We start from the raw sequence: 22506 nt of genomic DNA on the forward strand, positions 1-22506 counted from the left end.
CGCACATCCGCCGTTGTTCCCGGTTGCAAAGGGAACCGCATCGGGCAATCTACGTTTGCATGCGCGTCTGGTTTCCCTCCTAGTCCATTGCAAAGTCTCCGAATGAAAATCCGCAAAGCTGTATTCCCCGTCGCAGGCCTCGGAACACGCGTGCTTCCTGCCACCAAGGCGATGCCCAAGGAAATGCTGACCATCGTCGACCGGCCGCTGATTCAGTATGTGGTCGACGAGGCCCGCGAGGCCGGCATCGAACATTTCATCTTCGTTACCGGGCGCAACAAAGGCGTCATCGAGGATCATTTCGACAAGATGTTCGAGCTCGACGAAAGCCTGAAGAGCCGCAACAAGACCAAGGAGATCGCCGAGCTGGCGCGCTTCCAGCCGGAAGCCGGCGAGATGAGCTTCACCCGCCAGCAGGCACCGCTCGGGCTGGGCCATGCGGTATGGTGCGCGCGCGAGATCGTCGGCAACGAACCCTTTGCCGTGGTGCTGCCGGACGAGCTGGTGCTCAACAGCCCGGGCTGCCTCAAGCAGATGATCGACATCGCCAACGGCCTCGGTGAAAAATCAAACCTGGTCGCGGTCGAGGAAGTGCCGGCGGAACTTACGCATCAATACGGCATCTGCGGCGTCGGTGCGCGCCATCCCACCAACGCGTCGGCCTTCACCATCGACGGCATGGTGGAGAAGCCGCCGCAAGGCACCTCGCCGTCCAACCTGTCGATCACCGGGCGCTACATCCTGCAGCCTGAGATCTTCAAGATCCTGGAAACCCAGGAACGCGGCGCCGGCGGCGAAATCCAGCTTACCGACGCCATGATCGGACTGGCGAAGTCGCAAAAATTCTACGGCGTGGAATTCGAGGGCGAGCGGCACGACTGCGGCTCGAAGTCAGGCTTCCTGCGTGCCAACATCGCCTATGCGATGCAGCGCGACGACCTGCGCGACGGCCTGCGCACCGAGATGAAGCGGTATTTGGAGGAGTCCCGGTAACGCGAGCCGGCTTCACCGGGCGAAGTACATCCGGAAAGTGACGATGGATCAGGCCGCCATCATCAGATGCTGCGGCGTGGCGATCATCGACTGGTTGCGGCCCGCGTCCTTCGCGGCGTAGAGCGCCTTGTCGGCGGCTTCCACCAGATCGCTGTGGTCCATTGTGACGATCGGCGTCATGCTGGCGACGCCGATGCTGACGGTGAGCGCCTCGGGGGCCGCCGGTACGGCGGACACACGCAACCGGATGCGCTCGGCGACGACCAACGCCTCCGTGGCTGAAATCCCCGGCAGCAGCACCGCGAATTCCTCGCCGCCATAGCGCGCTGCGCAATCGCCGGCGCGCGTCGCCGACTGCTGGATGCAATCGGCGATCACCTTCAGCGCATGGTCGCCGGCCTGATGCCCGAACGTGTCATTGAACTGCTTGAAATGATCGGCGTCGATCAGCAGCAGCGCCAGCGTGCCCGATTGCCGGATCGCGCGGCGCCATTCGGTCTCGATCTCGGTGTCGAACTTGCGGCGATTACGCAGGCCAGTGAGCGCATCGGTGGTGGCGAGTTCTTCCAGCCTGCCCTCGGCGCGGGCGCGTCGGTTGATTTCACGGGCGAGGAACAGGCTGACGGCGCCGACAAAGCAGATCAGGCCGAGCATGATCGCGCCGATCCGGATCGCCTGCTTTTGCCACGTCCCGTAGATGTTGCTTGTCGCTTTGCCGACCACCACCACCAGATGCCTGCCGCTATTGCGCCAGATGTAGAGTCGAGGGACGCCGTCGTTCGATCCAGCGCTCCAGACCGCGCCGCTCCGCTCAATGAGCAACCGCCGCATGAGCAATCTGTCGCGAAAGCCGTAGCCGACAAGATCGAGATCGAACGGCGTGCGCATCAGCACCATGCCGTCCCTGCGAACCACGGAAATGGTGTCCTCGGGATTAAGTCGCAATCGATCGAACAATTCGTGGAAATAGGTAAAGCGGATGGCACCCACCACCACGCCGGCGAAGCTGCCCTCCGCATCGCTAATGCGACGACTGACCACAATGGAATAGGCGCCGCGATACAGCATCGGCCGGCTGAGGAACAGGCCTACTTCGCCATCGCTGCGGTGGACCTTGAAGAACTGCTCATCGGCCCGGTTTTCCCGGAGCGGATCGAGATTGGCGGCGTCGAGAATGAGATCGCCCTTGGCGTCGAACACCTGGATCGCACCGAAATGGCTGGCGCTGGCGGCCTGATCGAACAACACAAGCTGACGAAGCGGCTTACTCAGCGTGCTGACTTCCGGCATCTGCATACCGGCAATCACCGCGCGCAGCGAGCGATCGTACAGTTCGATGGTGCGGCTGATATCCGCATCGATGGTAGTGGCGAGATTCTCGCTGGTCTGGCGCGCCAATTCTTCCTCGGCACGGCGCATGTCGAGCAGGACCGTGCCGCACACCGCGGAAAATCCGAGAATCGTCACCAGCGACGACAGAATCAGCAACTTTGCCGAAATCGGCCAGCGCCGCGCCATTTCACCGCGTTTTCTCCTGAACATCACCATCGATCTCCGGAGAGCATTGAATGCATGCAAATAATTGCCGACGGCTTAAACTGGTGAGGCGACCCCGCACGGCGTTAACAGTCGGTTGCCGGGGATGATGCAATCGGCAGCTTTATTGGCCGCAAGCCGCAGTCAGGACCGTCGGCCATGCATCAAGGCCATGGATCGGCGCAGCACACCCGGCTATGAGAGACCTTCCGCCCGCGCTTTCGCCCCTGAGGATTCGACGTGCCCGATTACGATCTGCTGCGCGACTATCTGCTGAAACAGACCGTGCCTGAATTTATCCTGAGCCTCGAGCAGATCGAGGAGATCATCAACGACGCGCTGCCGCGCGCGTCGCACCGCGCATCATGGTGGGAAACCGCCCGCGGCCCGCTGGAGAAGATGCCGCAGCGCGAGGCCTGCATCGCGGGCGGCTACAACGCGGTGCGGCTGCCCGACAACAAGGGCGTGCGATTCACCCGGCCCAACGTCCGCATCCGTCGGAAATAGCGCCAAGCTTACTTCCCCGTCCCAACTCTGCAACTGCAGCGCAACACGTCGCAGTTGCGACACGCTGCGTCCGGGATAAGGCTGCTAGCGCTGCAACCGCACGCCTAGCATCACCACGGTCGCATTGGTGCTGGCACCGGCGAGGTTCGACTCCAGCCGGTCGTGGCGCACCTGCGCCTTGATCTGCAGTTCTCGGTTGAGCTTGAACACCAGGTCGCCGGAGATCCCGTAGATCTGGTCGAACCGCGTGCTCTCCTGATAGTCCTGCGTGCCATAGGTGAACCTGCCCACCGCGGTGAGCCATCGGCGGAAATCGTGATCGACTTCGAACGTGTAGGTACGCGTCAGCACGCCCGGCACGCCGGCCAGCGTGGTTTCGTCGATCGAACTGACGGAAATGAACTTTGCCGTGGTCAGCGGCGTTGCCGTCCATACCAGCGAGGCTGTGGTCAGCAACCCCTTCAGGTCCTGCAACCCCGGGTCGGCATAGCGGCGCGCGGCATAGCCGATCGAGACCTCGCCGGTCAGCAGCCGGGTGAATTCAAAGGTGGTGCCGGCCTTAACGTAGCCGCCGTTGGAATCGCGCTGATAGAGGGATCGATCAACCGGGGTGTCGTGGACACGGGTATCGCCCTGGATCTCGCCGAAAGGCCGCAGGCCAGGCAGAACTTCGTAGCTGACGCGTCCGACACCGCCGTACTGATTGTAGTTGCGGTCGTTATTGGTGGTGCTGACGCCGTTGGTGAGCTGCGAGTCCTGATAGGCGATGCGGTCGACCGTGCCGTCGAGCTTGACCTGCAGACGGTTGAAATCCTGTTCGAAACCGACCGTGCTGCCGGTCGCGGTAAACAAAGGAAACTTCGCCAGTCCGGCCTGAATGTTCGGACTACCGGGGTTGTCGGCGCCGACGCGCAGCCGAAACTCGCCGTTGAAGCGATTGTCGCGGGTGACGTCGAGCCGTCCGTTGACCTTGCCTGTGAAATCGATGCGGGCGACGTCGACCGGCGCCGAGGAGATCTGGCCAGCCGGCGCCGGAAAGGTCTTCTCGTAGCCGGTGTAGGAGCCCCTGAGATCGACGATCACCGAATGACGCGACCAGTCGGACGCCGCCAGCAGCTCCGGCGCGATGCGGTAGAAGCTCGAACTGCGCGGCGCCACAAAGCGCGCGGGATTGCTGTCATAGCCGCCACCGAGTTCGACCGCGGACTTGACCAGGAAACTGCCCACATAGACGCCGGTTGCGCCGAACGGATCGTCGTCTGGCCGCAGCCGCCGGCGCGCTGGTTGCCCGACAGCGCTGCCGGCCACCGATGCCGACACCGGCGGCTTGTTCGCCGTCGATGACGGCGGAATCGACAGCGGCGGGTTGGTCAGGGTCGGACGCAGGGCTGGCGGCGGACTGCCGGGACCAGGCGATGGCTTCGGCCTGACCTGTCCGGGATAGAATTTCGGCCGCTTGCGCGTGCGGTTCAGCGAATCGTAGCCGGAGTCCGAGGCACCCGCGGCAGCGCCGCTGCCATAGGTCGGCAGTTGCCCGATTCGCGACGGAGCGCTAATCGCCGACGTGGAGTCGCTATCGCCCGGTCGGGCATCGCCAGTGCGGCGCAGCGGCATGTCCTGCGGCGCGATGAAGCCGCCCGGCGTCGGACGCAACAGGTCGCTGGTCAAGGCCTGTGCGGCAGCCGGTGCCGGCGCCAGCGCCGGAGCGCCGAGGCCGACCAGCCACAGACCAGCCGACAGCGCACGCAGAGCAACTGCGCGCTGGCGGCGGCCCGTGGCTGGACCTGTCCTCACGATCCTGAATACTCCAACATAATCAGATACTTAAAAATTTCCGGTTCCCTACAAGCCGCGACGCGGCGCGGAACCTGTCGTTAACGGAGTTAAAACAACTATGGTTAATGAGGCGTTGAGATCGCAGGGGGGCGTTTCGCTTCACAGCCGCAGCCGTGCTAGGAAGAGCGCCGGACCAATCAATAATTCCGGTCCACGGGATGAATGCATGGCACGCTCAAAATCCGCAGCCACGGATTCGCAAGCTCAGGCGGCGATGACCGATCAGGCGACTGCTGCAATTTCCTCGGCGCTGCGCACCCTGGACGCCGAGGCCAGCGGCGTCACCGCGCTGGCTGCGGCACTGCAGTCAGATCTTGGCCCGGCCTTCGCTGCGGCCTGCGACCGGATCCGCAACGCCCGCGGCCGGCTGATCATCACCGGCCTCGGCAAGTCCGGCCATATCGGCCGCAAGATCGCCGCGACCTTCGCCTCCACCGGCACGCCCGCCTTCTTCGTCCACGCCGCCGAGGCCAGCCATGGCGATCTCGGCATGATCACCGCCGACGACGTCATCCTGGCGCTGTCGTGGTCCGGTGAGCAGGCGGAGATGAAGAACCTAATCACCTATGCCAAGCGCTTCCGCATCCCGTTGATCGCCATGACCGCCAACAGCGAGTCGACGCTGGCGCAGGCAGCCGATGTTTCGCTGGCTCTGCCCAAGGCGCGCGAGGCCTGCCCGCACAACCTGGCGCCGACCACCTCGTCGCTGATGCTGCTGGCGCTGGGCGACGCGCTGGCCATCGCGCTGCTCGAAGGCCGCGGCTTCACCTCGGTGGATTTTTCGGTGCTGCATCCGGGCGGCAAGCTAGGCGCCATGCTGAAATATACCCGCGACCTGATGCACGACGGCGCCGCGGTGCCGCTGAAGCCGCTGGGCACCAAGATGTCCGACGCGCTGGTGGAAATGTCCTCCAAGGGCTTCGGCTGCGTCGGCATCGTCGACGCCAGGGGCCACATCGTCGGCATCGTCACCGACGGCGACCTGCGCCGCCACATGCGGCCCGATCTGATGACCGTGGCGGTCGACGAGGTGATGACCAAAAACCCGAAGACCATCAGCCGCGACCTGCTGGCCGGCGAGGCGCTGGAGATCCTCAACTCCTCGAAAATCACCGCGTTGCTGGTCACCGAGGCGAAGAAGCCGATCGGCATCGTGCATCTGCACGATCTGCTCCGCGCGGGCGTGGCGTAACTCCACATTATCGTGTCCCGGACGCGCAGCGGCGCACTTGTGCCGCTGCGCGTCCGGGACCGCACCAAACACCGATGCTTGCATTCGTGACGACCTCAGCTCTGCGAAGCAATACTTCCGCGCGAAGCTTCGCTTCGCTAGGTTGCATCGCGTCCGAGGCACGAGAACGGTGCTCGTCTAAATCCCGGCCACCGTCAGGCTCGCCCCATCGGCCTGCACGATCCTGACCTTGCTGCCGGCGGGCGTATCCGGCCCCGCCACACGCCATACGGTGTCGTCGATCCGCACGATGCCTTCGCCGTCGACGATCGGCTTCTCCAGCGTGCAGATGCGGCCGACCAGCGCGTCGGAGCGCTTGTTGAGGAACGGGTTGGGATTGACGCCGGGTTTTTGCCGCGCGATGCGCCGCCACAGCGGCACGGCGGCGGCGGCGAACAGCGCAAACAGCAGGATCTGCGGCTGCCAGGACGGCGTCACCACGAAGGACACCACGCCGACCAGGAAGGCGGCGAGGCCGAGCCAGAACATGAAGACGCCGGGCGCGAGCAGCTCCAGTCCCATCAGCAACAAGCCGAAGATCAGCCAATTCCAAGTGCCCAGCGTGATGAACATGTCGGCCATTGTCAGCTCCTTGGCGGCACCGGCGGGACCGGCCCGGTCGGCGGCACCGAACCGCGGCGGGCCGCGGTCTGCGCCGAGGCGGCGCTTTCACCAAAGGTCGCCTTGGCAATCTCGCCGATCCCGGCCAGCGAACCCAGCACGCCCATCGCCTCGATCGGCAGCATGATGATCTTCTGGTTCGGCGAGTCGGCGATCTGGCCGAACGCCTTGATGTACTTGTCGGCGATGAAGTAGTTGAGCGCCGCGACGTCGCCGCTGGCGATGGCATTGCTGACCATCTCGGTGGCCTTGGCCTCGGCTTCCGCGGCCCGCTCGCGGGCTTGGGCGTCGAGGAACGCGGCCTCGCGGCGGCCTTCGGCCTGCAGGATCTGGCCCTGCTTGGCGCCTTCCGCACGCAGAATTTCCGACTGGCGCTGGCCTTCCGCCTGCAGGATATCGGCGCGCTTGACGCGCTCGGCCTTCATCTGCCGGCCCATCGCTTCCACCAGATCGGCGGGCGGCACGATGTCCTTGATCTCGATGCGGTTGACCTTGAGGCCCCACGGCGACACCGCGGCATCGACCACGCGCAACAGCCGCTCGTTGATCTCGTCGCGATGCGACAGCACCTGATCGAGGTCCATGGCGCCCATCACCGAGCGGATATTGGTCATGGTCAGCACCACGATCGCCTGGGTGAGATCGGAGACCTCGTAACTGGCCTTGGCGGCGTCGAACACCTGGTAGAAGGCAACGCCGTCCACCGTCACGGTGGCGTTGTCCTTGGTGATCACCTCCTGCTCAGGGATCGAGATCACCTGCTCCATCATGTTGACCTTGCGGCCGACGCGATCGAAATACGGGATGATGATGTTGAGGCCGGGCGACAACGTGCGGGTAAACTTGCCGAACCGCTCGATGGTCCAGTCATAGCCCTGCGGCACGGTTTTGACGCCGGCGAACAGGGTCAGGATGACCAGCACGACGAAGGCGATGGCAAAGATGTCGAAACCGGTCATCGAATTCTCCCAGCGAAACCGCGCAATGCCGCGCGTGATTAGGTCGCCGAATTCAGATGTAAGGTTCGATGCGGGGAAAAGCGAGCGATTGCCTCAAGCCCTTGCGAAACAAACTCCGCCGTCATCCTGAGGAGCGCGCACTTGCGCGCCTCGAAGGATGGGCCGCAGGTCCCGAACACCCATCCTTCGAGGCTCGCCCTGCGGGCGAGCGCCTCAGGATGACGGCGGAGCGCGTTGTCAGATCCAGCCCTGCAGCTCGCGCAGCACCAGCCGGCGGATCACGTCCATGCCAGGATCGCTGTCGTTGAGGCAGGGGATCGCTGAAAAATGTTCACCGCCGGCATGCTTGAAGATCTCGGCATTTTCCTGCGCGATTTCTTCCAGCGTCTCCAGGCAGTCGGCCGAGAAGCCGGGCATCACCACGGCGAGGCGCTTGACGCCGTCTTTGCCGAGCTGCTCGATGGTCTTGTCGGTATAGGGCTTCAGCCACTGGTCGAAGCCGAAGCGCGACTGGAACGTCAGCATCAGCTTCGATCCATCGAGCCCCATGCGCTTGCGCAGTGCCTGCATGGTGGCGATGCACTGCGCCTGGTAGGGATCGCCCTTGTCGATGTATTTCTGCGGCATGCCGTGGAACGACGCCACGATCAGTTCCGGCACGAACGGCAGCGCCGCCACATGGCTTTCGATCGAGCGCGCCAGCGCGTCGATATAATCCGGCTCGTCGTAATAAGGCGGCGTCACCCGCAGCGTGGGCTGCGCGCGCATGGTGCCGAGCACACGGAACGCCTCGTCGCAGACGGTGGCCGAGGTGGCCGCCGAATACTGCGGATAGAGCGGCACGATCAGGATGCGGTCGCAGCCCTGCGCGGTCAGCGCCTCGATCCGCGCCTGCATCGACGGATTGCCGTAGCGCATCGCCCAGTCGACGATGACATGGGTGTGGCCGGCGATGGATGCCGCCAGCTTGTCCGACTGCGCACGGGTGATGGTCTTGAGCGGCGATTCGTTGAGTTCGTTGTTCCAGATCTTCAGATAGTCCTTGGCCTTGCGGGCGGGACGCGTGTTCAGAATGATGCCGTTGAGGATCAGCTTCCACAGCAGGCCCTGATCCTCGATGACCCGGGGATCGGACAGGAACTCCTTGAGATAGACCCGCACCCCGCGCGCATCGGCGGTATCCGGCGTACCGAGATTGACCAGCAGCACGCCGACGCGTTGCATGGCCGTGGCGGTGGCCGCCGGGGCTCGCTCGATGGGAATGACGACGCTCATGGTATTGTGCTTTTCGTTTTGGCCGCCCCCGGACCCGGGCGCAGCGCGAAAGATCAGAAACAGGTGACGCGCTCGGCGGCGATATAGCCGAGCAGCAGGCCGACGCCAAACAGCAGCACCAGCCCGGCGGCGCCGAATTCGAGACCGCGCATCACCAGTGCCCCGCCGCCCTCGCGGGAACCGATAACGCGCCGGGCCAGGCCTTTGGCGGTAACAGCCATGACCGCGATGGTCGCCACCGTGATAGCAGTGCCCAGACCCATCACAAAGGTGGCGGCGACACCGGCCCAGAACAAGCCCTGCGCCAGCGCGAACACCAGCACCAGGATGGCGCCCGAGCACGGCCGGATACCGACCGTGAGGATCGCACCGAAGCCGCGCGCCCAGCCGCCCGGTCCGGCGAGCTGGTCCGGGGTCGGGCCGTGGGAATGGCCGCAATGCTCGTCATGGACGTGGTCGTGGTGCGCGTGCGCGGTCGCCTCGGCATGGGCGTGCCCATGGGCGGCATGAGCATGCGAATGGGCGTGTGCATGGCCGTGCTGATGACCGTGATCGTGATGCTCATGGCCGTGATGATCATGATGCACGCTGGCTTGCGCCGGGGCATGGGCCATCGCCAGTTGCGGCGCAGGCGGCGCTTGCGAGGCGCTCAGCGCGCAAAAAAAGCCGCGGCCCTTGCTCCACACCAGCCGGGCGCCGAACGCCGCAATCAGCGCGTAGCTGGCGATTTCGACGACGCGCTCGGCGCCGCACATGGTCTTCGCGGTGACGTTGAGCAGCCAGGCACCGATGCCGACAATCAGGACGGCCACCAACGCCTGCATCAGCGCCGAGACGAAGGACAGCACGATGCCGCGGCGAGCGGTCTCCTCATTGGCCACCAGATAGGACGAGATCACCGCCTTGCCGTGGCCGGGGCCGGCGGCGTGGAAGATGCCGTAGACGAACGAGATCACCAGCAGGGTCCACACCGCAGAGCCGTCGTTCTTGGCGGCGCGGATGGTCGACGACATCTCGCGGTAGAATTTGGACTGCTGCGTCAGCAGCCAGCCGACAATGCCACCGACCTGCGTGTCAGGCGCGGCACGCGGCGCGCCGAAGGGATTTTGCGCCAGCGCGTCGTGCAGCGAGGCGTCGGCGAGGACGGCAAGTGCAAGCACGGCTGCACATGACATGACCATAACCCAGGGCCGGGCATAACGGGGTGAGAGGCGGGGCGACAAATCGGCCATCATGGGCAGTTCACCGTGATTTTGTTGGCGAACATCGCGCCGAAGTTGGCATTGGCGCCGCCATCCATGAAATTGTCCTCGCCGATCTTCTGCGCCGTGGCGGCGCCGTCGCTGGGACGCTCGATCGCCGTGGTGCGGCTGGCCGGGGCGCCGACCAGCCGGATCGGGTCCTTCTTCTGCAGCCCGAAATCGACGAAGAACGTCGGATCGAACACTTCGAGCGCCAGTTGTTTGGTCTTGAACGGGGTCTTGAACGGCAGCGTGAAGTGCAGCACCAGCGCCGTGTCCTTGTATTCGAGATAGTAGTCGACCGGGTCGACAAAGCGCTGCTTCTTGCCGTCGGCCTTGGCGAAGGTGAAGAAGGCGAATTCCTTCAGCGACTCCACATTGGTCTGCGCCAGCGGCGCCAGTTCCTCGCGGGTGTAGACGCCCTTGGTCTTGGTCTCGATGCCCTGCAGCGCATAGGTCGAGAACATGTCGTCGAAGGTCCAGGCATGGCGCACGCCGGTGATGCTGCCGTCCGGCGCATAGACCAGTTCGCTCGCTGCGGTGACCCATACATGAGGGTGTGCGGCGGCGGAGCCGATGCTGCCCGCAAGAGCGACAACGAGCATCAGCAGACCGAGCGCGCGCTGAATCCCCCGGCGCACGTTACGCCGCCTCCGGCGTGTCGAGCAGGCCGCGGCGACGCAGCAGCGCGTCGGGCTCGGGTGCCCGGCCGCGGAAGGCGATGTAGGCATCCTCGGGGTCGCGCGAGCCGCCCGAAGCATAGATGTCGTCGAGCAGCCGCTTGGCTACCGCCTTGTCAAAGATGTCGCCGGCCTCTTCGAAGGCGCCGAAGGCGTCGGCGTCCATCACCTCGGACCACATGTAACTGTAGTAACCGGATGCATAGTGATCGCCGGAGAAGATGTGACCGAACTGGGTCGGCCGGTGGCGCAGCGAGATTTCCGCGGGCATGCCGATCTTCTCGAGTTCCTTCCTTTCGAAGGCCGCCACATCGGCCGACGCCGAGGCCGGCTGGGTGTGGAATTCGAGATCGATCAGCGCCGACGATACGAACTCCACCGTGGCAAAGCCCTGGTTGAATTTTCGCGCGGCGATGAAGCGCTTCAAGAGGTCATCCGGCAGCGGCTCGCCGGTCTGGTAGTGGGTGGCGAACTGCCTGAGCACCTGCGGCTGCTCCTGCCAGTGCTCGTAGAGCTGCGACGGCAGCTCGACGAAGTCGGTGAACACCGAGGTGCCAGACAGCGAGGGATAGGTGACGTCGGACATCATGCCGTGCAGGCCATGGCCGAATTCATGGAACAAAGTGCGGGCATCGTCCGGCGACAGCAGCGACGGCGCACCGTCGGCGCCCTTGGAGAAGTTGCAGACGTTGAGGATCAGGGGTGCCACGCTGCCGTCGAGCTTCTGCTGGTCGCGCAGCGAGGTCATCCAGGCGCCCGAGCGCTTCGAGGGGCGGGCAAAATAGTCGCCGTAGAACAGCGCCTTGTGCTGTCCCTTGGCGTCCTTGACCTCCCAGACCCGGACGTCGGGATGCCAGACTGGAACGTCCTTGCGCTCCTCGAAGGTCACGCCGAACAGCTTTGTCGCGGTGTCGAAGGCCGCCAGAATCATGTTGTCGAGCGCGAGATACGGCTTGATGGCGGCATCGTCGAAATTGGCGCGGCGCTGCCGCAGCTTCTCGGCGTAGTAGCGCCAGTCCCAGGCGGCGAGCATGAAGTTGCCGCCCTCCTCCGCCACCAGCTCCTGCAGCGCATCGCGGTCGGCCAGCGCCCGGGCGCGCGCCGGCTTCCACACCCGCTCCAGTAGCCCGCGCACCGCTTCCGGCGTCTTGGCCATGGAGTCCTCGAGCCGATAGGCGGCGAAGGTCGGGAAGCCCAGGAGCTTTGCGGTCTCCTCGCGCAGCTTGAGTATCTCGACGATGGTTTCGTTGTTGTCGTTGGCGTTGCCGTTGTTGCCGCGCTCGATGAAGGCCTTGTAGGCGCGCTCGCGCAGGTCGCGCCGCGTCGAGCTCTTCAGGAACGGCTCCATAGAGGAGCGCGAGGTGGTGATGATCGCCTTGCCCTTCAGGCCACGGTCCTCGGCCGCAGCCTTCGCAGCAGCGACGAAGGTCTCGGGCAGGCCGTCGAGATCGCCCTCGCCGATCTCCATGAACCAGTCCTGCTCGTCGCCTAGCAGATGGTGGCTGAACGAGGTGCCGAGATGCGCGAGCCGCTCGTTGATCTCGGCCATCCGCGCCTTGGCGGCGTCATTGAGGCCGGCACCGGCGCGGTGGAAGCGGGTGTAGGTGCGCTCCAGCAGCCGGGTCTGCTCCGGCGTCAGGCCGAGTGTCGCGCGATCGTCATGCAGCTTGGCGATGCGACCAAACAGCACGGCGTTCATCATGATCGGGTTCCAGTGCCGCGCCATCCGCAGCGACACGTCCTTGTCGATCTCCAGCAGCGCCGGGTTGGAATTGGCCGAGACGAGATCGTAGAACACCGCTGCAACCCGGTTCAGCAGCTTGCCGGACCGCTCCAGCGCGGTGATTGTATTGGCGAAGTCGGGGGCCGCGGGATCGTTGACGATGGCGGCGATCTCGGCCGAATGGTCGAAGAAGGCCTGTTCGAAGGCCGGCATGAAGTGCTCAGGCAGAATCTCGGCGAACGGCGGCGTCTCGAAGGGCGTCGTCCAGGCCTTGAGAAGCGGGTTGTCGAGCGCGGGCGAGGTGACCACCGTATCCAAGCTATCTGACATCATAAATCCTGATTTGCCGGCTATTTGAGGAGCGATCTATACCACGCGATGGGGCTTTTTTACGCCCTTTAGCGCTTGCCGCAGCGGGCTTTTTCAGAGAGATTGCCGGCCGAAACAGGACTTCGAGCCATGACCACTTCCACCGCCCCCCGCCGCATCTACTGGCCCAGCGTCGTCACCGTGATCTCCGCCGCGATTCTGATCGGCGCCGAGGTGTTCGGCGCGGCGTTCGCCGGCGGCTGGGCGCTGTCGATCTTGTTCGGGCTCGACACCATGGGCGAGCACATCCTGCAGGTGATCCTGTTCCTCGCCGGCGTCGCCATCATGGTGGGCTTCATCCGCAACGCGCAGCGCATCGAGCCGTTCACCCGCCGCGGCTGACGTAACGCTGTCGTCGCCCGGCTTGACCAGGCGACCGAGGAATCGCTGGCCTTGCGCTTCATCGCCGATGCCTGCGTTTACTGGCCCCCGCCTGCGCGGGGATGACAACTGAGTGCGTTACGCGCTCCGCCAACTCACTCACACTTCCTTCACGAAGCTTAACGCCCGTTCATCTTCGGTAGTTGAAGCACGCATCGCGCGACGCATCGCCACGCACGCGGGAAAAATTTTTCCCGCGACCAAAAAAATTGTTGCGCCCCCGAGTCAAAGGACCTATTTGCACTCTTGCCCAATTTCGCACGTGCCTGTGGTCGTGTGTCAGTCGGTAGGTATCCGGACAAGAGGCCGGACAGCCGCCAAGGGACAAGGAAGCCGAGGGTCGCCCGCTGATTTTTGCGGGAGGCCAGCATCTCTCTCCAGGGATGCCGTTGAAGGCGACTTTGATCCTTGCAACCGTGACTGGCAGCCGGAGGCGAACCGGCGCACCTCGTTCTCAACGGGGGACGCGACTTAAAGCAACGACGGATCGGGCTTTTTTGGTCTCTGCTGGCTTTCCATCAGCCAGCGCGAATACCGAAGAGGCTTGTCCTTCATTGCCAGGTGTGCGGGCGGGATCACTCCCAACCAATCCACGGCAGCACTTACGGTCTGAGCTTTTGGCTTTGCCGCGCCTCCATCGCGCGTCTGGGTCCGGAAGCGCTGAACCGTCATCATTTTTTGAACGTGACCCCTTTGCCGGGCCGTTTGGGAGAGTGCTATGACTGAACGTATTCAGGAATTCCTCCGCGCCCGCCGCAACGAAGGTCAGGACCTCGAGCCGTGTCTCGTGGTCGACCTCGAAGTCGTGCGCGACAATTTCCAGAGCTTTGCCAAGGCGCTGCCGGACTCCCGCGTGTTCTATGCGGTGAAGGCCAACCCGGCGCCGGAAGTGCTGTCGCTGCTTGCGTCCATGGGGTCGTGCTTCGACTGCGCCTCAGTGCAGGAGATCCAGATGGCGTTCGACGCCGGTGCCACGCCCGACCGCATCTCGTTCGGCAACACCATCAAGAAGGAACGCGACATCGCCCGTGCGCATGCGCTCGGCATTGGCATGTTCTCGGTCGACTGCAGCGCAGAGGTGGAGAAGATCGCCCGTGCCGCCCCCGGCGCACGCGTGTTCTGCCGCATCCTCTATGACTGCGCCGGCGCCGAATGGCCGCTGTCGCGCAAGTTCGGCTGCGATCCGGAGATGGCTGTCGACGTGCTTGAGCTCGCCAAGCGCCTTGGCCTGGAGCCCTACGGCATTTCGTTCCATGTCGGCTCGCAGCAGCGCAAGGTGAAGGCGTGGGACCGCGCTTTGGCGATGGCCTCGTCGGTGTTCCGCGACTGCGCGGAGCGTGGAATCAACCTGTCCATGGTCAACATGGGCGGCGGATTCCCGACCAAGTACCTCAAGGAAGTCCCCGCGGTCGTGCAGTACGGCCGTTCGATCTTCCGTGCGCTGCGCAAGCATTTCGGCAACGCGATCCCGGAGACCATCATCGAGCCGGGTCGCGGCATGGTGGGCAATGCCGGCATCATCGAGACCGAAGTCGTTCTGATCTCCAAGAAGAGCGACGAGGACGATGTGCGCTGGGTGTACCTGGATATCGGCAAGTTCGGCGGTCTCGCTGAGACCATGGACGAGTCGATCCGCTACGCCATCAAATCGCGCCACGACGGCGCCGAGATGACGCCCTGCGTGCTGGCCGGCCCGACCTGTGATTCGGCCGACGTGATGTACGAGAAGCTGCCGTATCCGCTGCCCGTAACCCTCGAGATCGGCGACAAGCTGCTGATCGAAGGCACCGGGGCGTACACGTCGACCTACTCCTCGGTGGCGTTCAACGGCTTCCCGCCGCTGCGCACCTTCCACATCTGAGCTTCGCTCGGACCTGAGTAAGCGGGGAGCCGGTCGTCCGGCTCCCATCCCGTCACCTTCCATTCCGGATGACAACACTCCGCCCCGGCGGAGTGGGGACCGACATGCCATGACCGATCTGCACGAGACCGCCACCGACACCCCTGTTGCCCTGCCCATCGCAGCCCGTCCGTACGAGATCCGTGCGGAAGTGGGCTCCGACGTCGCCGCCCGTGAATCTCTGCTGGATGTGTGCTTTGGCGCTGCGCGCCATGCCCGCACCTGCCAGCGACTGCGTGACGGACGACTGCCCGCCGAAGGCCTCGCCTTCTCGGTGGTGGCGCAAGGCCGGCTGGTCGGCACGATCCGGCTTTGGCATGTCGACGCCGGGGGCCGAGCCGCACTGATGCTCGGCCCCCTGGCGGTCGATCCCATCGTGCGCGAACTCGGCATTGGCGCCGCGCTGATGCAGCACGCCATTGCCGCGGCGCGGGCGCTCGGCCACAGCGCGGTCGTGTTACTCGGCGACGCGCCCTATTACAGCCGGTTCGGCTTCTCGCGCGACGGGATGGCGGAGCTGGCGCTGCCGGGGCCGTTCGAGCGCGTTCGCCTGCTTGGCCTGCCATTGAAGCCCGGTGCGCTGGACGGCGCCCGGGGGATCATCTTAGGGAGCGGTAAGTGGGTCCGCCGCACATCGACCCGCCGCCCGGAACTGGCCCACGCGGCTTGATTTGAACGCCAATAGACGGCATTTCCGCGCCTGTTCGCTTCCGAGGGACCCGCCATGACCCGCCGCCTGATTTCCACCGGATCGCCGTTCGAGAAGATCGCCGGCTACAGCCGCGCCGTGGTCGACGGCGATTTCGTCTTCGTGTCCGGCACCACCGGCTACGATTACACCACCATGACCATGCCGGCCGACGTCACGGTCCAGACACAGAACTGCTTCAAGACCATCGGTGCCGCGCTCACGGAGGCCGGCTTCGCCATGGCCGATATCGTGCGCGCGACCTATTACATCACCGATGCCGGCGATGCCGATGCGGTATTCGCGGTCACCGGCGCCCATCTCGGCGAGATCCGCCCGGCGGCCACCCTGCTGGTGGTCGCGGGCCTCTACAAACCGGAGATGAAGGTCGAAATCGAGGTGACGGCGAAACGTCGCAGCCGATTGCCAACGGCCGGTCGATCGGGCCGCACGCCCGTCAGCGCACTGTCAGCGGTTGACTTTCGCCACAGGACCCATAGGTTTCGACCATCATGACGAACCTGCCCCGCAACCGCCTACTGCTCCGCGCCGGTCACCTTCAAGCAGGAATGTGACCCGGACGCACGCGCGCGTGCCATCCGGGCTTGTTCGATTTCAACGTCGTCATCAACTTGAAATGCTCGTCGCGTTGCGCGCCGGGCCTCACTTGGCTGTGAAACCCATGATCCATTCCCTTCGCAAAGAACTGCCGTGCATCACGCTCCGCCGCAGCGACCGTGAGCGCCTTAACGTGCTCGCCGTGGCCGCGACTGACAAGTATCCGGTGACGGCCGAGTTTCTGGCCCGCGAGATCGAGCGCGCGACCATTGTGCCGGATACCGATCCCTTGCCCGGCATCGTCGGCATGGAGTCCGACGTCACGTTCCGCGACGACAATAGCGGGCAGGCAAAGCACGTCACACTGGTCTACCCGACCTCCGCCGATGTGGCAGCCGGACGGATTTCGGTATTGACCCCCGTCGGAGCCGCGCTTATCGGCCTTTCCGCGGGGCAATCGATGCCATTCGAGACGCCTTCGGGGGAACCGCGTTCGCTGACCGTTCTCGAGGTCGGCGAACGGCACTGAACGGCGTTCACGGCCGGCATGGATATTCGATCACGCGATTTCATTCCGACGTCACATCCCCACTGTCCTTTCTCAACCACGCGCGAAGCAGCGCATTCATCTTGATCCCGTCTGGAGCCCGAAGCTGATGTCCCCCTCCCCCGCCGCACCGATCTACGCGAAAATCACCGGCCCCATCGTCATGGTCGGCTTCGGCTCGATCGGCAAAGGCACGCTGCCGCTGATCGAGCGCCATCTCGACTACGACAAGTCGCGCGTTACCGTGCTCGATCCCAAGGACGAGGGCCGCAAGGCGCATTGCGAGAAGCAGAATGTGCGCTTCATCCAGCAGGGGGTCACCAAGGAGAATTATCGCGAGCTGTTGACGCCGCTGCTCACCGAAGGTGGGGGCCAGGGCTTCTGCGTCAACCTGTCGGTCGACACCGGGTCGAAAGACATCATGGAGCTGTGCAACGAACTCGGCGCGCTCTACATCGACACCGTCAACGAGCCATGGCTCGGCTTCTATTTCGACGCCTCGAAGGGCCCCGAAGCGCGCTCCAACTACGCGCTGCGCGAGGCCACGCTGGCCGCCAAGAAAGCGCGTCCCGCAGGCTCGACAACGGCCGTCTCCTGCTGCGGCGCCAATCCCGGGATGGTCTCGTTCTTCGTCAAGCAGGCGCTGCTCAATCTCGCCGCCGACCTGCAGCTTAATGCCCACGAGCCGAAGACCAAGGCCGAATGGGCGGACCTGATGCGCCAGGCCGGCGTCAAGGGCATCCACATCGCCGAGCGCGACACCCAGCGCGCCAAAACTCCGAAGCAGCGCGATGTCTTCGTCAACACCTGGTCGGTCGAAGGCTTCCTGTCGGAAGGCGTGCAGCCGTCCGAACTCGGCTGGGGCACCCATGAAAAATGGATGCCGGAGAACGCCCACACCCACGAGTCCGGCTGCGGCGCGGCGATCTACCTGATGCAGCCCGGCGCAAACACCCGCGTGCGCTCGTGGTGCCCGACCCCCGGCGCACAATACGGCTTCCTGGTGACGCACAACGAATCGATCTCGATCGCCGACTACTTCACGGTGCGCGACGCATCGGGCACGGCGGTCTACCGGCCGACCTGCCACTACGCCTATCATCCCGCCGACGACGCGGTGCTGTCGCTGCATGAGATGTTCGGCCGCGCCGCCAAGATGCAGGAGAAGCACCACATCCTCGACGAGAACGAGATCGTCGACGGCATCGATGAACTCGGCGTGCTGCTCTACGGCCACGGCAAGAACGCCTACTGGTTCGGCTCGCAGCTCTCCATCGAGGAGACCCGCGCACTGGCACCCTATCAGAACGCCACCGGCCTGCAGGTGACCTCGGCCGTGCTCGGCGGCATGGTCTGGGCGCTCGAGCATCCGAACGAGGGCATCGTCGAGGCCGACGAGATCGATTTCCATCGCCTGCTGGAGATCCAGGGCCCCTATCTCGGCCCGGTGAAGGGCTACTACACCGACTGGACGCCGCTGACGGATCGTCCCGGACTGTTCCCGGAAGACATCGACACGTCGGATCCCTGGCAGTTCAAGAACGTCCTGGTGCGCTGAGACTCTCCAAAAGTTCACATCGCGACAGTTCACCCGCGCAGTTATCCGCGCGGGTGAACGGGATGGTCGAGCGATGAAAATGATGAAGACCGCGGCGCCCTGACCCGAAGCTGCTGGAGCCATCGCAGATGCCGCATGTTCCTGCCCCGGTCCACGAGTGGCTCGTCCTAGCGGAACGCCACAAGAGCGAACTCAAGTTTCGATGGCGCCAGCCCCTGGATACTCGGGGTGATCGGCTTGCTCCGACAGCTTTAGCGAGTGGGCACCCCAGCGATTGATCGCGGCAAAGAATTCCGCCGGCTCAAATGGCTTGGATAGATAGTCATTCATGCCGGCGGCGAGATAGCCTTCGCGTTGCCCGACAAGTGCGTTGGCCGTGAGAGCGATGATCGGGACCAGTCGCTCGGGCCCGGGCAAGCCGCGGATCAGCCTGGCGGCTGTGACGCCATCCATCTCCGGCATCTGGACGTCCATCAAGACCAAGTCGTAGGAGATGCCCTGAACAGCATTGACCGCCTCCTTGCCGTTGCTGACCAGATCCGACCGATGCCCCCGCCTGGACAACAATTTTGATATCAACGCCTGGATCATCGGACTGTCCTCCGCCACCAGAATGCTGAGAGGCCGACCGATTTTCTCGGCAATCGGCTGCAACGAAGGCGCCGAGACGGTTGACCCCTTTGCGCGCCCGCACTGCACCGTAAACCAGAACCTGCTGCCATTACCGGGAACGCTGTCGACGCCGATCGTGCCTCCCATCATCAGACACAACTGTTTGCAAATGGCGAGGCCAAGGCCAGTGCCGCCGTATTTGCGAGACACCGAGGAGTCCGCCTGCGTGAAAGGGGTGAACAGGATTTCCTGAACCGCCCTCGATATACCTATACCGCTATCGCTCACATTGATGCGGAGTTCGACAACATCGTCGGCCAAAGAGCGATGCGACGCGATGATGTGGACCGCACCCCGCTCGGTGAATTTGATCGCATTGCTGGTCAAGTTCAGCAGGATCTGACGAATCCGGGAGGGATCGCCATTCAAGTACGCCGGCAGATCACCGTCCCTGGATGTCCTAAGCTGGAGACCCTTGGCGTGCGCCTTGGGGCCGAGCAACGATGTCACGCCGTTCACCAAGTCTTCGAGACTGAAGTCGATCGACTCCATCGCAAGCTTGCCGGCCTCCAGTTTGGAGAAGTCCAGAATGTCGTTGACGATGACGAGCAGTTCGTCAGCCGATTCGCGCACGATCGTGGCAAGACTCCGTTGCTCTTCGCTAAGCTCAGTGTCCGCCAACAGTCCGATGGTGCCCGTCATTCCGGTCATCAGCGTGCGGAGTTCATGGCTCATCATTGCCAGAAATTCGGACTTGGCTCGGTTGCCGGGGGCGCATGATGCGTTCCTCGGCAGGCACCGTAGTCCATTTCCGTCTTGCGGCGCAAATCTCGCAGTCAAGGTGACGCGGCGAACATAGCCACTCAACGTTGACCGGGGATGCTGACGTTCGATAGACGTCATCCGGCCTTTCGCCCAACAAGCGCACGACGGCGACAGGGACCGTACCATGTCCGATTCCGCCCTCATCACGCGACCGCCCCCCAGGGGCCCGCCGTGCGATCGATCTCCGGCAAGGCGCTGTTCGCGATCCTCATAGGCCTGAACGTCGCGACCTGCGCCTAGTTCGCCGATCTTGGCATACAGCGATTTGACATCGACTAAGGGCGCGAGCGCTGTGCCTCGCCCCCCGAAGACCCGAGAAGCGGCGCCCTCGAGTCGGGCCTTACAGGTCGTGATCTGTTTGGGGCGAACATCGAAAGGCTGGGCCAGCTACCCTGGTCATGCGATCTCCCTTGATGGCAGCAAGCGCCACCTTCGCGTTGAAAGCCGGTGAATAGTTCCCGCCCCGTCGTCTGTTCATGGTCGCCCCTTCACAGCGATTATCGCCGCTGTCAGGCGGGACTTCCACTTATCGTCCTGTGCAGGTTTTCGGGACCGGCTTTGACGGAGTTGGCATTTGTCTTGCTGGTATGACGGCGTAGCATTCTCGTGCATGTCGCCGTGTCGGAGTTGCGTCAGCATTTTGCGCAAACCCGACAAGGATCATAAGGCCAAACAACAGAGTGTCCCATGCCGGATATGGCGGAACTGAAGAAGAGAAAATTGCCGCTCAATCTGGCGATTGTCCATGTGGACCCGGACGCCTTCATCGCGAACTACCTGGGCTGGTTAGAAATCACGTCGTTCATCACCGCACACCAGGCTGGCGAAGCTACGATCCCCGCGGACGGAGAAACTCCAAAGCTGTCGCCGGAGCAATTACGCGAAGGCGGCGTTCATGATGTCGGCAACGACGCGATGTTCGCCTTCTGCATGACTGCAGCGATGAAGCAAGACAAAGCGGCGGTCGACAAGGTCGAGGCCGCCCTGATCGAAAGCATGGGAAAGGAATTCCCAGGCTCGTTCGGCCTCTGGCATTTCAGAGCGCAGATCGACGCGCCGGTCACGCTCGACGACTTCGTCGGCCAGGCCGGCAAGAAAATGCTGCTGGGCGGCATTTCACCGCCGCCGATGCGCGCGAAGGAAAACTGGAACAGCGGATTGCGCTTTTTCGAGAAGGCGCGCAAATCCAATTTCGTTCACGAGATCATGTATCCTCTCGCAAACTGGACCCGGGCGTGCTGGACCGAGACCCTGGAGAAAGGCGTCGCCTTCCTGCAGCACATCGAGGACAGTATTCCGGTGCTGCGCGCGGCTCTCGATGACCCCCGCAACGACCAGCCCTTCATTGCCAACACGCTGCTGAACCTGGCTCCTGCGGTGGATATGGAATTGACCGAGGAATACCAGGGAGTCCTGCGATCGCTGGCGCGGCGGGGTTAACGTTCTGCACCATTCGCCTGCAGCACTTCCGGTGCAATCAACGATCTGTCAATGATGGGCCTATCCGCACCTGAACATCGCGCGGCCGCGCCAGATAGGGTGACGACGTGACCACCACATCGGCGCCGACCTGCGCATAGGCAGCAACGTTTCCGGCATGGATGCCACCGGCGGCGGCAATGATCGGCCGTGGTCGCGCGGTCGATGCCACCCTTGCGACAAGGTCGACAATTTCGGTCGGCGTGAACTTCTCGGCTTGAATGACGTCAAAACCGGCGGAAGCCGCTACGATGGCGGTTTCCATCGTATTCACTTCGATCACCAACTTCTTCTCCGGCGCGGCGCGGCGCAGTCGTGCGACCGTTTCCTCGAGAAGTTCGTCGCCGAGGAACGTGCGGTGTTCCGGGAACACCAGCACCGTCTCCGATAGTCCGAGGCGGTGCATCATCGCACCTCCGGCTCTTACAGCGGCAACTGCGAAGCGCTTCGTACCTGGCGTATTCTTTCGCGTGCAGGCGACGGAAATATCGGGTGCAACGGCGGTGGCCGTTGCGACGATGGCGCGGGCGTCGGTTGCCACGCCGGACCAGATCTCGATCAGTGTCTGCGCGACCTTCCGGCTGCGCAACAAGCCCGCTGCCGGACCATGCGCGGTGAGTATCGGCGCCCCCGGCTCAAGGATGCAGCCGGAGGATGCGAATAGCTCGACTCCACAGCCGGCGATCTCGATGATCGCAGCTGCATCTTCCACCAGTGCCAGCACCATCGGGTCGCGCGCGGTAAATTGCATCATACCGACGGCGGCGCCGATACCCAACGCGTCGGTCGTCAGGTCGCCGTAAGGAATATCGTCGGCGATGAGCCGCTCGAGTTCGGCATGCGATGCGGCGGGCATCGGCGAGCCGATCGCCCCGCGCCGTTGAGCCGTCGCAACCGCTGGAACGAAGGATTTGCCTTGATGCATGGGGTCCTTCAGATGTTGTTCGGGTGTCATGTCGGGTCAACGACATGAATGTCGAGACTGCG

General features: G+C 63.8%; 19 protein-coding genes and 1 pseudogene. 10 read left to right on the forward strand and 10 right to left on the reverse strand.

From position 1 onward, the window contains the following. Positions 1–102 precede the first annotated feature (102 nt). Complete coding sequence (galU, locus tag ACUXVA_RS01385; RefSeq protein WP_265081881.1) at positions 103–993, forward strand: UTP--glucose-1-phosphate uridylyltransferase GalU; 891 nt, start codon at positions 103–105, stop codon at positions 991–993. 48 nt (positions 994–1041) lie between these two features. Here the strand turns inward: galU and ACUXVA_RS01390 are convergent, their stop codons facing one another. Next, complete coding sequence (locus ACUXVA_RS01390) at positions 1042–2535, reverse strand: sensor domain-containing diguanylate cyclase (RefSeq protein ID WP_265081880.1); 1494 nt, start codon at positions 2533–2535, stop codon at positions 1042–1044. A gap of 234 nt (positions 2536–2769) precedes the next feature. Here ACUXVA_RS01390 and ACUXVA_RS01395 point away from each other — a divergent pair, with 234 nt between their 5' ends. Continuing rightward, positions 2770–3036 carry a hypothetical protein gene (locus ACUXVA_RS01395; protein ID WP_265081879.1) on the forward strand — a complete coding sequence of 89 codons (267 nt, stop codon included), beginning with the start codon at positions 2770–2772 and terminating at the stop codon, positions 3034–3036. Between the two features lie 84 nt (positions 3037–3120). On the opposite strand, the gene ACUXVA_RS01400 is transcribed toward ACUXVA_RS01395, so the two are convergent. Then, entirely contained in the window at positions 3121–4830 is a 1710-nt protein-coding gene (locus tag ACUXVA_RS01400) for an outer membrane beta-barrel protein (RefSeq protein ID WP_265081878.1), read from the reverse strand. Positions 4831–5038: 208 nt separating this feature from the next. On the opposite strand from ACUXVA_RS01400, the gene ACUXVA_RS01405 reads away from it, so the two are divergent. Next, positions 5039–6064, forward strand: coding sequence for a KpsF/GutQ family sugar-phosphate isomerase (locus ACUXVA_RS01405; protein ID WP_413776445.1), 1026 nt, complete (start codon positions 5039–5041; stop codon positions 6062–6064). A gap of 177 nt (positions 6065–6241) precedes the next feature. On the opposite strand, the gene ACUXVA_RS01410 is transcribed toward ACUXVA_RS01405, so the two are convergent. From ACUXVA_RS01410 to ACUXVA_RS01435, 6 genes are all read right to left on the reverse strand, one after another. Further along, entirely contained in the window at positions 6242–6685 is a 444-nt protein-coding gene (locus ACUXVA_RS01410) for an NfeD family protein (RefSeq protein ID WP_445490497.1), read from the reverse strand. A 2-nt stretch (positions 6686–6687) separates the two neighbouring features. Continuing rightward, positions 6688–7683 carry an SPFH domain-containing protein gene (locus tag ACUXVA_RS01415; RefSeq protein WP_265081876.1) on the reverse strand — a complete coding sequence of 332 codons (996 nt, stop codon included), beginning with the start codon at positions 7681–7683 and terminating at the stop codon, positions 6688–6690. 237 nt (positions 7684–7920) lie between these two features. After that, entirely contained in the window at positions 7921–8958 is a 1038-nt protein-coding gene (gene hemH / locus ACUXVA_RS01420; protein WP_445490500.1) for a ferrochelatase, read from the reverse strand. Between the two features lie 53 nt (positions 8959–9011). Then, a complete protein-coding gene (locus ACUXVA_RS01425) occupies positions 9012–10139 on the reverse strand; it encodes a nickel/cobalt transporter (RefSeq protein ID WP_445490502.1) in 1128 nt (375 codons plus the stop codon). 50 nt (positions 10140–10189) lie between these two features. Further along, positions 10190–10804 carry a DUF1007 family protein gene (locus ACUXVA_RS01430; RefSeq protein ID WP_445493382.1) on the reverse strand — a complete coding sequence of 205 codons (615 nt, stop codon included), beginning with the start codon at positions 10802–10804 and terminating at the stop codon, positions 10190–10192. 37 nt (positions 10805–10841) lie between these two features. Beyond that, positions 10842–12932, reverse strand: a complete 2091-nt coding sequence (locus tag ACUXVA_RS01435; protein WP_265081874.1) for a M3 family metallopeptidase — start codon at positions 12930–12932, stop codon at positions 10842–10844. A 129-nt stretch (positions 12933–13061) separates the two neighbouring features. On the opposite strand from ACUXVA_RS01435, the gene ACUXVA_RS01440 reads away from it, so the two are divergent. The 6 genes and pseudogenes from ACUXVA_RS01440 to ACUXVA_RS01465 all read left to right on the forward strand — a co-directional run bounded on the left by ACUXVA_RS01440 (position 13062) and on the right by ACUXVA_RS01465 (position 18603). Then, positions 13062–13313: a hypothetical protein gene (locus ACUXVA_RS01440; protein ID WP_265081873.1), complete on the forward strand. Its 252-nt coding sequence runs from the start codon at positions 13062–13064 to the stop codon at positions 13311–13313. A 757-nt stretch (positions 13314–14070) separates the two neighbouring features. After that, positions 14071–15213: a type III PLP-dependent enzyme gene (locus ACUXVA_RS01445; RefSeq protein WP_265081872.1), complete on the forward strand. Its 1143-nt coding sequence runs from the start codon at positions 14071–14073 to the stop codon at positions 15211–15213. 109 nt (positions 15214–15322) lie between these two features. Then, entirely contained in the window at positions 15323–15922 is a 600-nt protein-coding gene (locus tag ACUXVA_RS01450; RefSeq protein WP_265081871.1) for a GNAT family N-acetyltransferase, read from the forward strand. A 54-nt stretch (positions 15923–15976) separates the two neighbouring features. After that, a pseudogene (locus ACUXVA_RS01455) lies at positions 15977–16360 on the forward strand (RidA family protein); the annotation flags it as partial. A gap of 262 nt (positions 16361–16622) precedes the next feature. Then, complete coding sequence (gene rnk / locus ACUXVA_RS01460; protein ID WP_265081869.1) at positions 16623–17027, forward strand: nucleoside diphosphate kinase regulator; 405 nt, start codon at positions 16623–16625, stop codon at positions 17025–17027. Between the two features lie 127 nt (positions 17028–17154). Next, entirely contained in the window at positions 17155–18603 is a 1449-nt protein-coding gene (locus tag ACUXVA_RS01465) for a homospermidine synthase (protein WP_265081868.1), read from the forward strand. 192 nt (positions 18604–18795) lie between these two features. On the opposite strand, the gene ACUXVA_RS01470 is transcribed toward ACUXVA_RS01465, so the two are convergent. After that, positions 18796–20184 carry an ATP-binding protein gene (locus ACUXVA_RS01470; RefSeq protein WP_445493383.1) on the reverse strand — a complete coding sequence of 463 codons (1389 nt, stop codon included), beginning with the start codon at positions 20182–20184 and terminating at the stop codon, positions 18796–18798. A gap of 543 nt (positions 20185–20727) precedes the next feature. Between ACUXVA_RS01470 and ACUXVA_RS01475 the strand changes: the two genes are divergently transcribed. Then, positions 20728–21480 carry a hypothetical protein gene (locus tag ACUXVA_RS01475; RefSeq protein WP_445490505.1) on the forward strand — a complete coding sequence of 251 codons (753 nt, stop codon included), beginning with the start codon at positions 20728–20730 and terminating at the stop codon, positions 21478–21480. Between the two features lie 37 nt (positions 21481–21517). Here the strand turns inward: ACUXVA_RS01475 and modD are convergent, their stop codons facing one another. Beyond that, a complete protein-coding gene (gene modD / locus ACUXVA_RS01480; protein ID WP_445490507.1) occupies positions 21518–22375 on the reverse strand; it encodes a ModD protein in 858 nt (285 codons plus the stop codon). Positions 22376–22506: the final 131 nt, after the last annotated feature.

This window comes from Rhodopseudomonas sp. RCAM05734 (genome assembly GCF_052658035.1).

Bases quoted from the DNA above. Each gene is read 5' to 3' on its own strand.
- rnk (WP_265081869.1), top strand. From the start codon at position 16,623: ATGATCCATTCCCTTCGCAAAGAACTGCCGTGCATCACGCTCCGCCGC.
- ACUXVA_RS01425 (WP_445490502.1), bottom strand. From the start codon at position 10,139: ATGGTCATGTCATGTGCAGCCGTGCTTGCACTTGCCGTCCTCGCCGAC.
- ACUXVA_RS01470 (WP_445493383.1), bottom strand. From the start codon at position 20,184: ATGAGGGCGGAATCGGACATGGTACGGTCCCTGTCGCCGTCGTGCGCT.
- ACUXVA_RS01465 (WP_265081868.1), top strand. From the start codon at position 17,155: ATGTCCCCCTCCCCCGCCGCACCGATCTACGCGAAAATCACCGGCCCC.
- ACUXVA_RS01430 (WP_445493382.1), bottom strand. From the start codon at position 10,804: ATGCTCGTTGTCGCTCTTGCGGGCAGCATCGGCTCCGCCGCCGCACAC.
- modD (WP_445490507.1), bottom strand. From the start codon at position 22,375: ATGCCCGCCGCATCGCATGCCGAACTCGAGCGGCTCATCGCCGACGAT.
- ACUXVA_RS01450 (WP_265081871.1), top strand. From the start codon at position 15,323: ATGACCGATCTGCACGAGACCGCCACCGACACCCCTGTTGCCCTGCCC.
- ACUXVA_RS01405 (WP_413776445.1), top strand. From the start codon at position 5,039: ATGGCACGCTCAAAATCCGCAGCCACGGATTCGCAAGCTCAGGCGGCG.
- ACUXVA_RS01445 (WP_265081872.1), top strand. From the start codon at position 14,071: ATGACTGAACGTATTCAGGAATTCCTCCGCGCCCGCCGCAACGAAGGT.
- ACUXVA_RS01410 (WP_445490497.1), bottom strand. From the start codon at position 6,685: ATGGCCGACATGTTCATCACGCTGGGCACTTGGAATTGGCTGATCTTC.
- ACUXVA_RS01435 (WP_265081874.1), bottom strand. From the start codon at position 12,932: ATGTCAGATAGCTTGGATACGGTGGTCACCTCGCCCGCGCTCGACAAC.
- hemH (WP_445490500.1), bottom strand. From the start codon at position 8,958: ATGAGCGTCGTCATTCCCATCGAGCGAGCCCCGGCGGCCACCGCCACG.
- galU (WP_265081881.1), top strand. From the start codon at position 103: ATGAAAATCCGCAAAGCTGTATTCCCCGTCGCAGGCCTCGGAACACGC.
- ACUXVA_RS01440 (WP_265081873.1), top strand. From the start codon at position 13,062: ATGACCACTTCCACCGCCCCCCGCCGCATCTACTGGCCCAGCGTCGTC.
- ACUXVA_RS01475 (WP_445490505.1), top strand. From the start codon at position 20,728: ATGCCGGATATGGCGGAACTGAAGAAGAGAAAATTGCCGCTCAATCTG.
- ACUXVA_RS01415 (WP_265081876.1), bottom strand. From the start codon at position 7,683: ATGACCGGTTTCGACATCTTTGCCATCGCCTTCGTCGTGCTGGTCATC.
- ACUXVA_RS01390 (WP_265081880.1), bottom strand. From the start codon at position 2,535: ATGTTCAGGAGAAAACGCGGTGAAATGGCGCGGCGCTGGCCGATTTCG.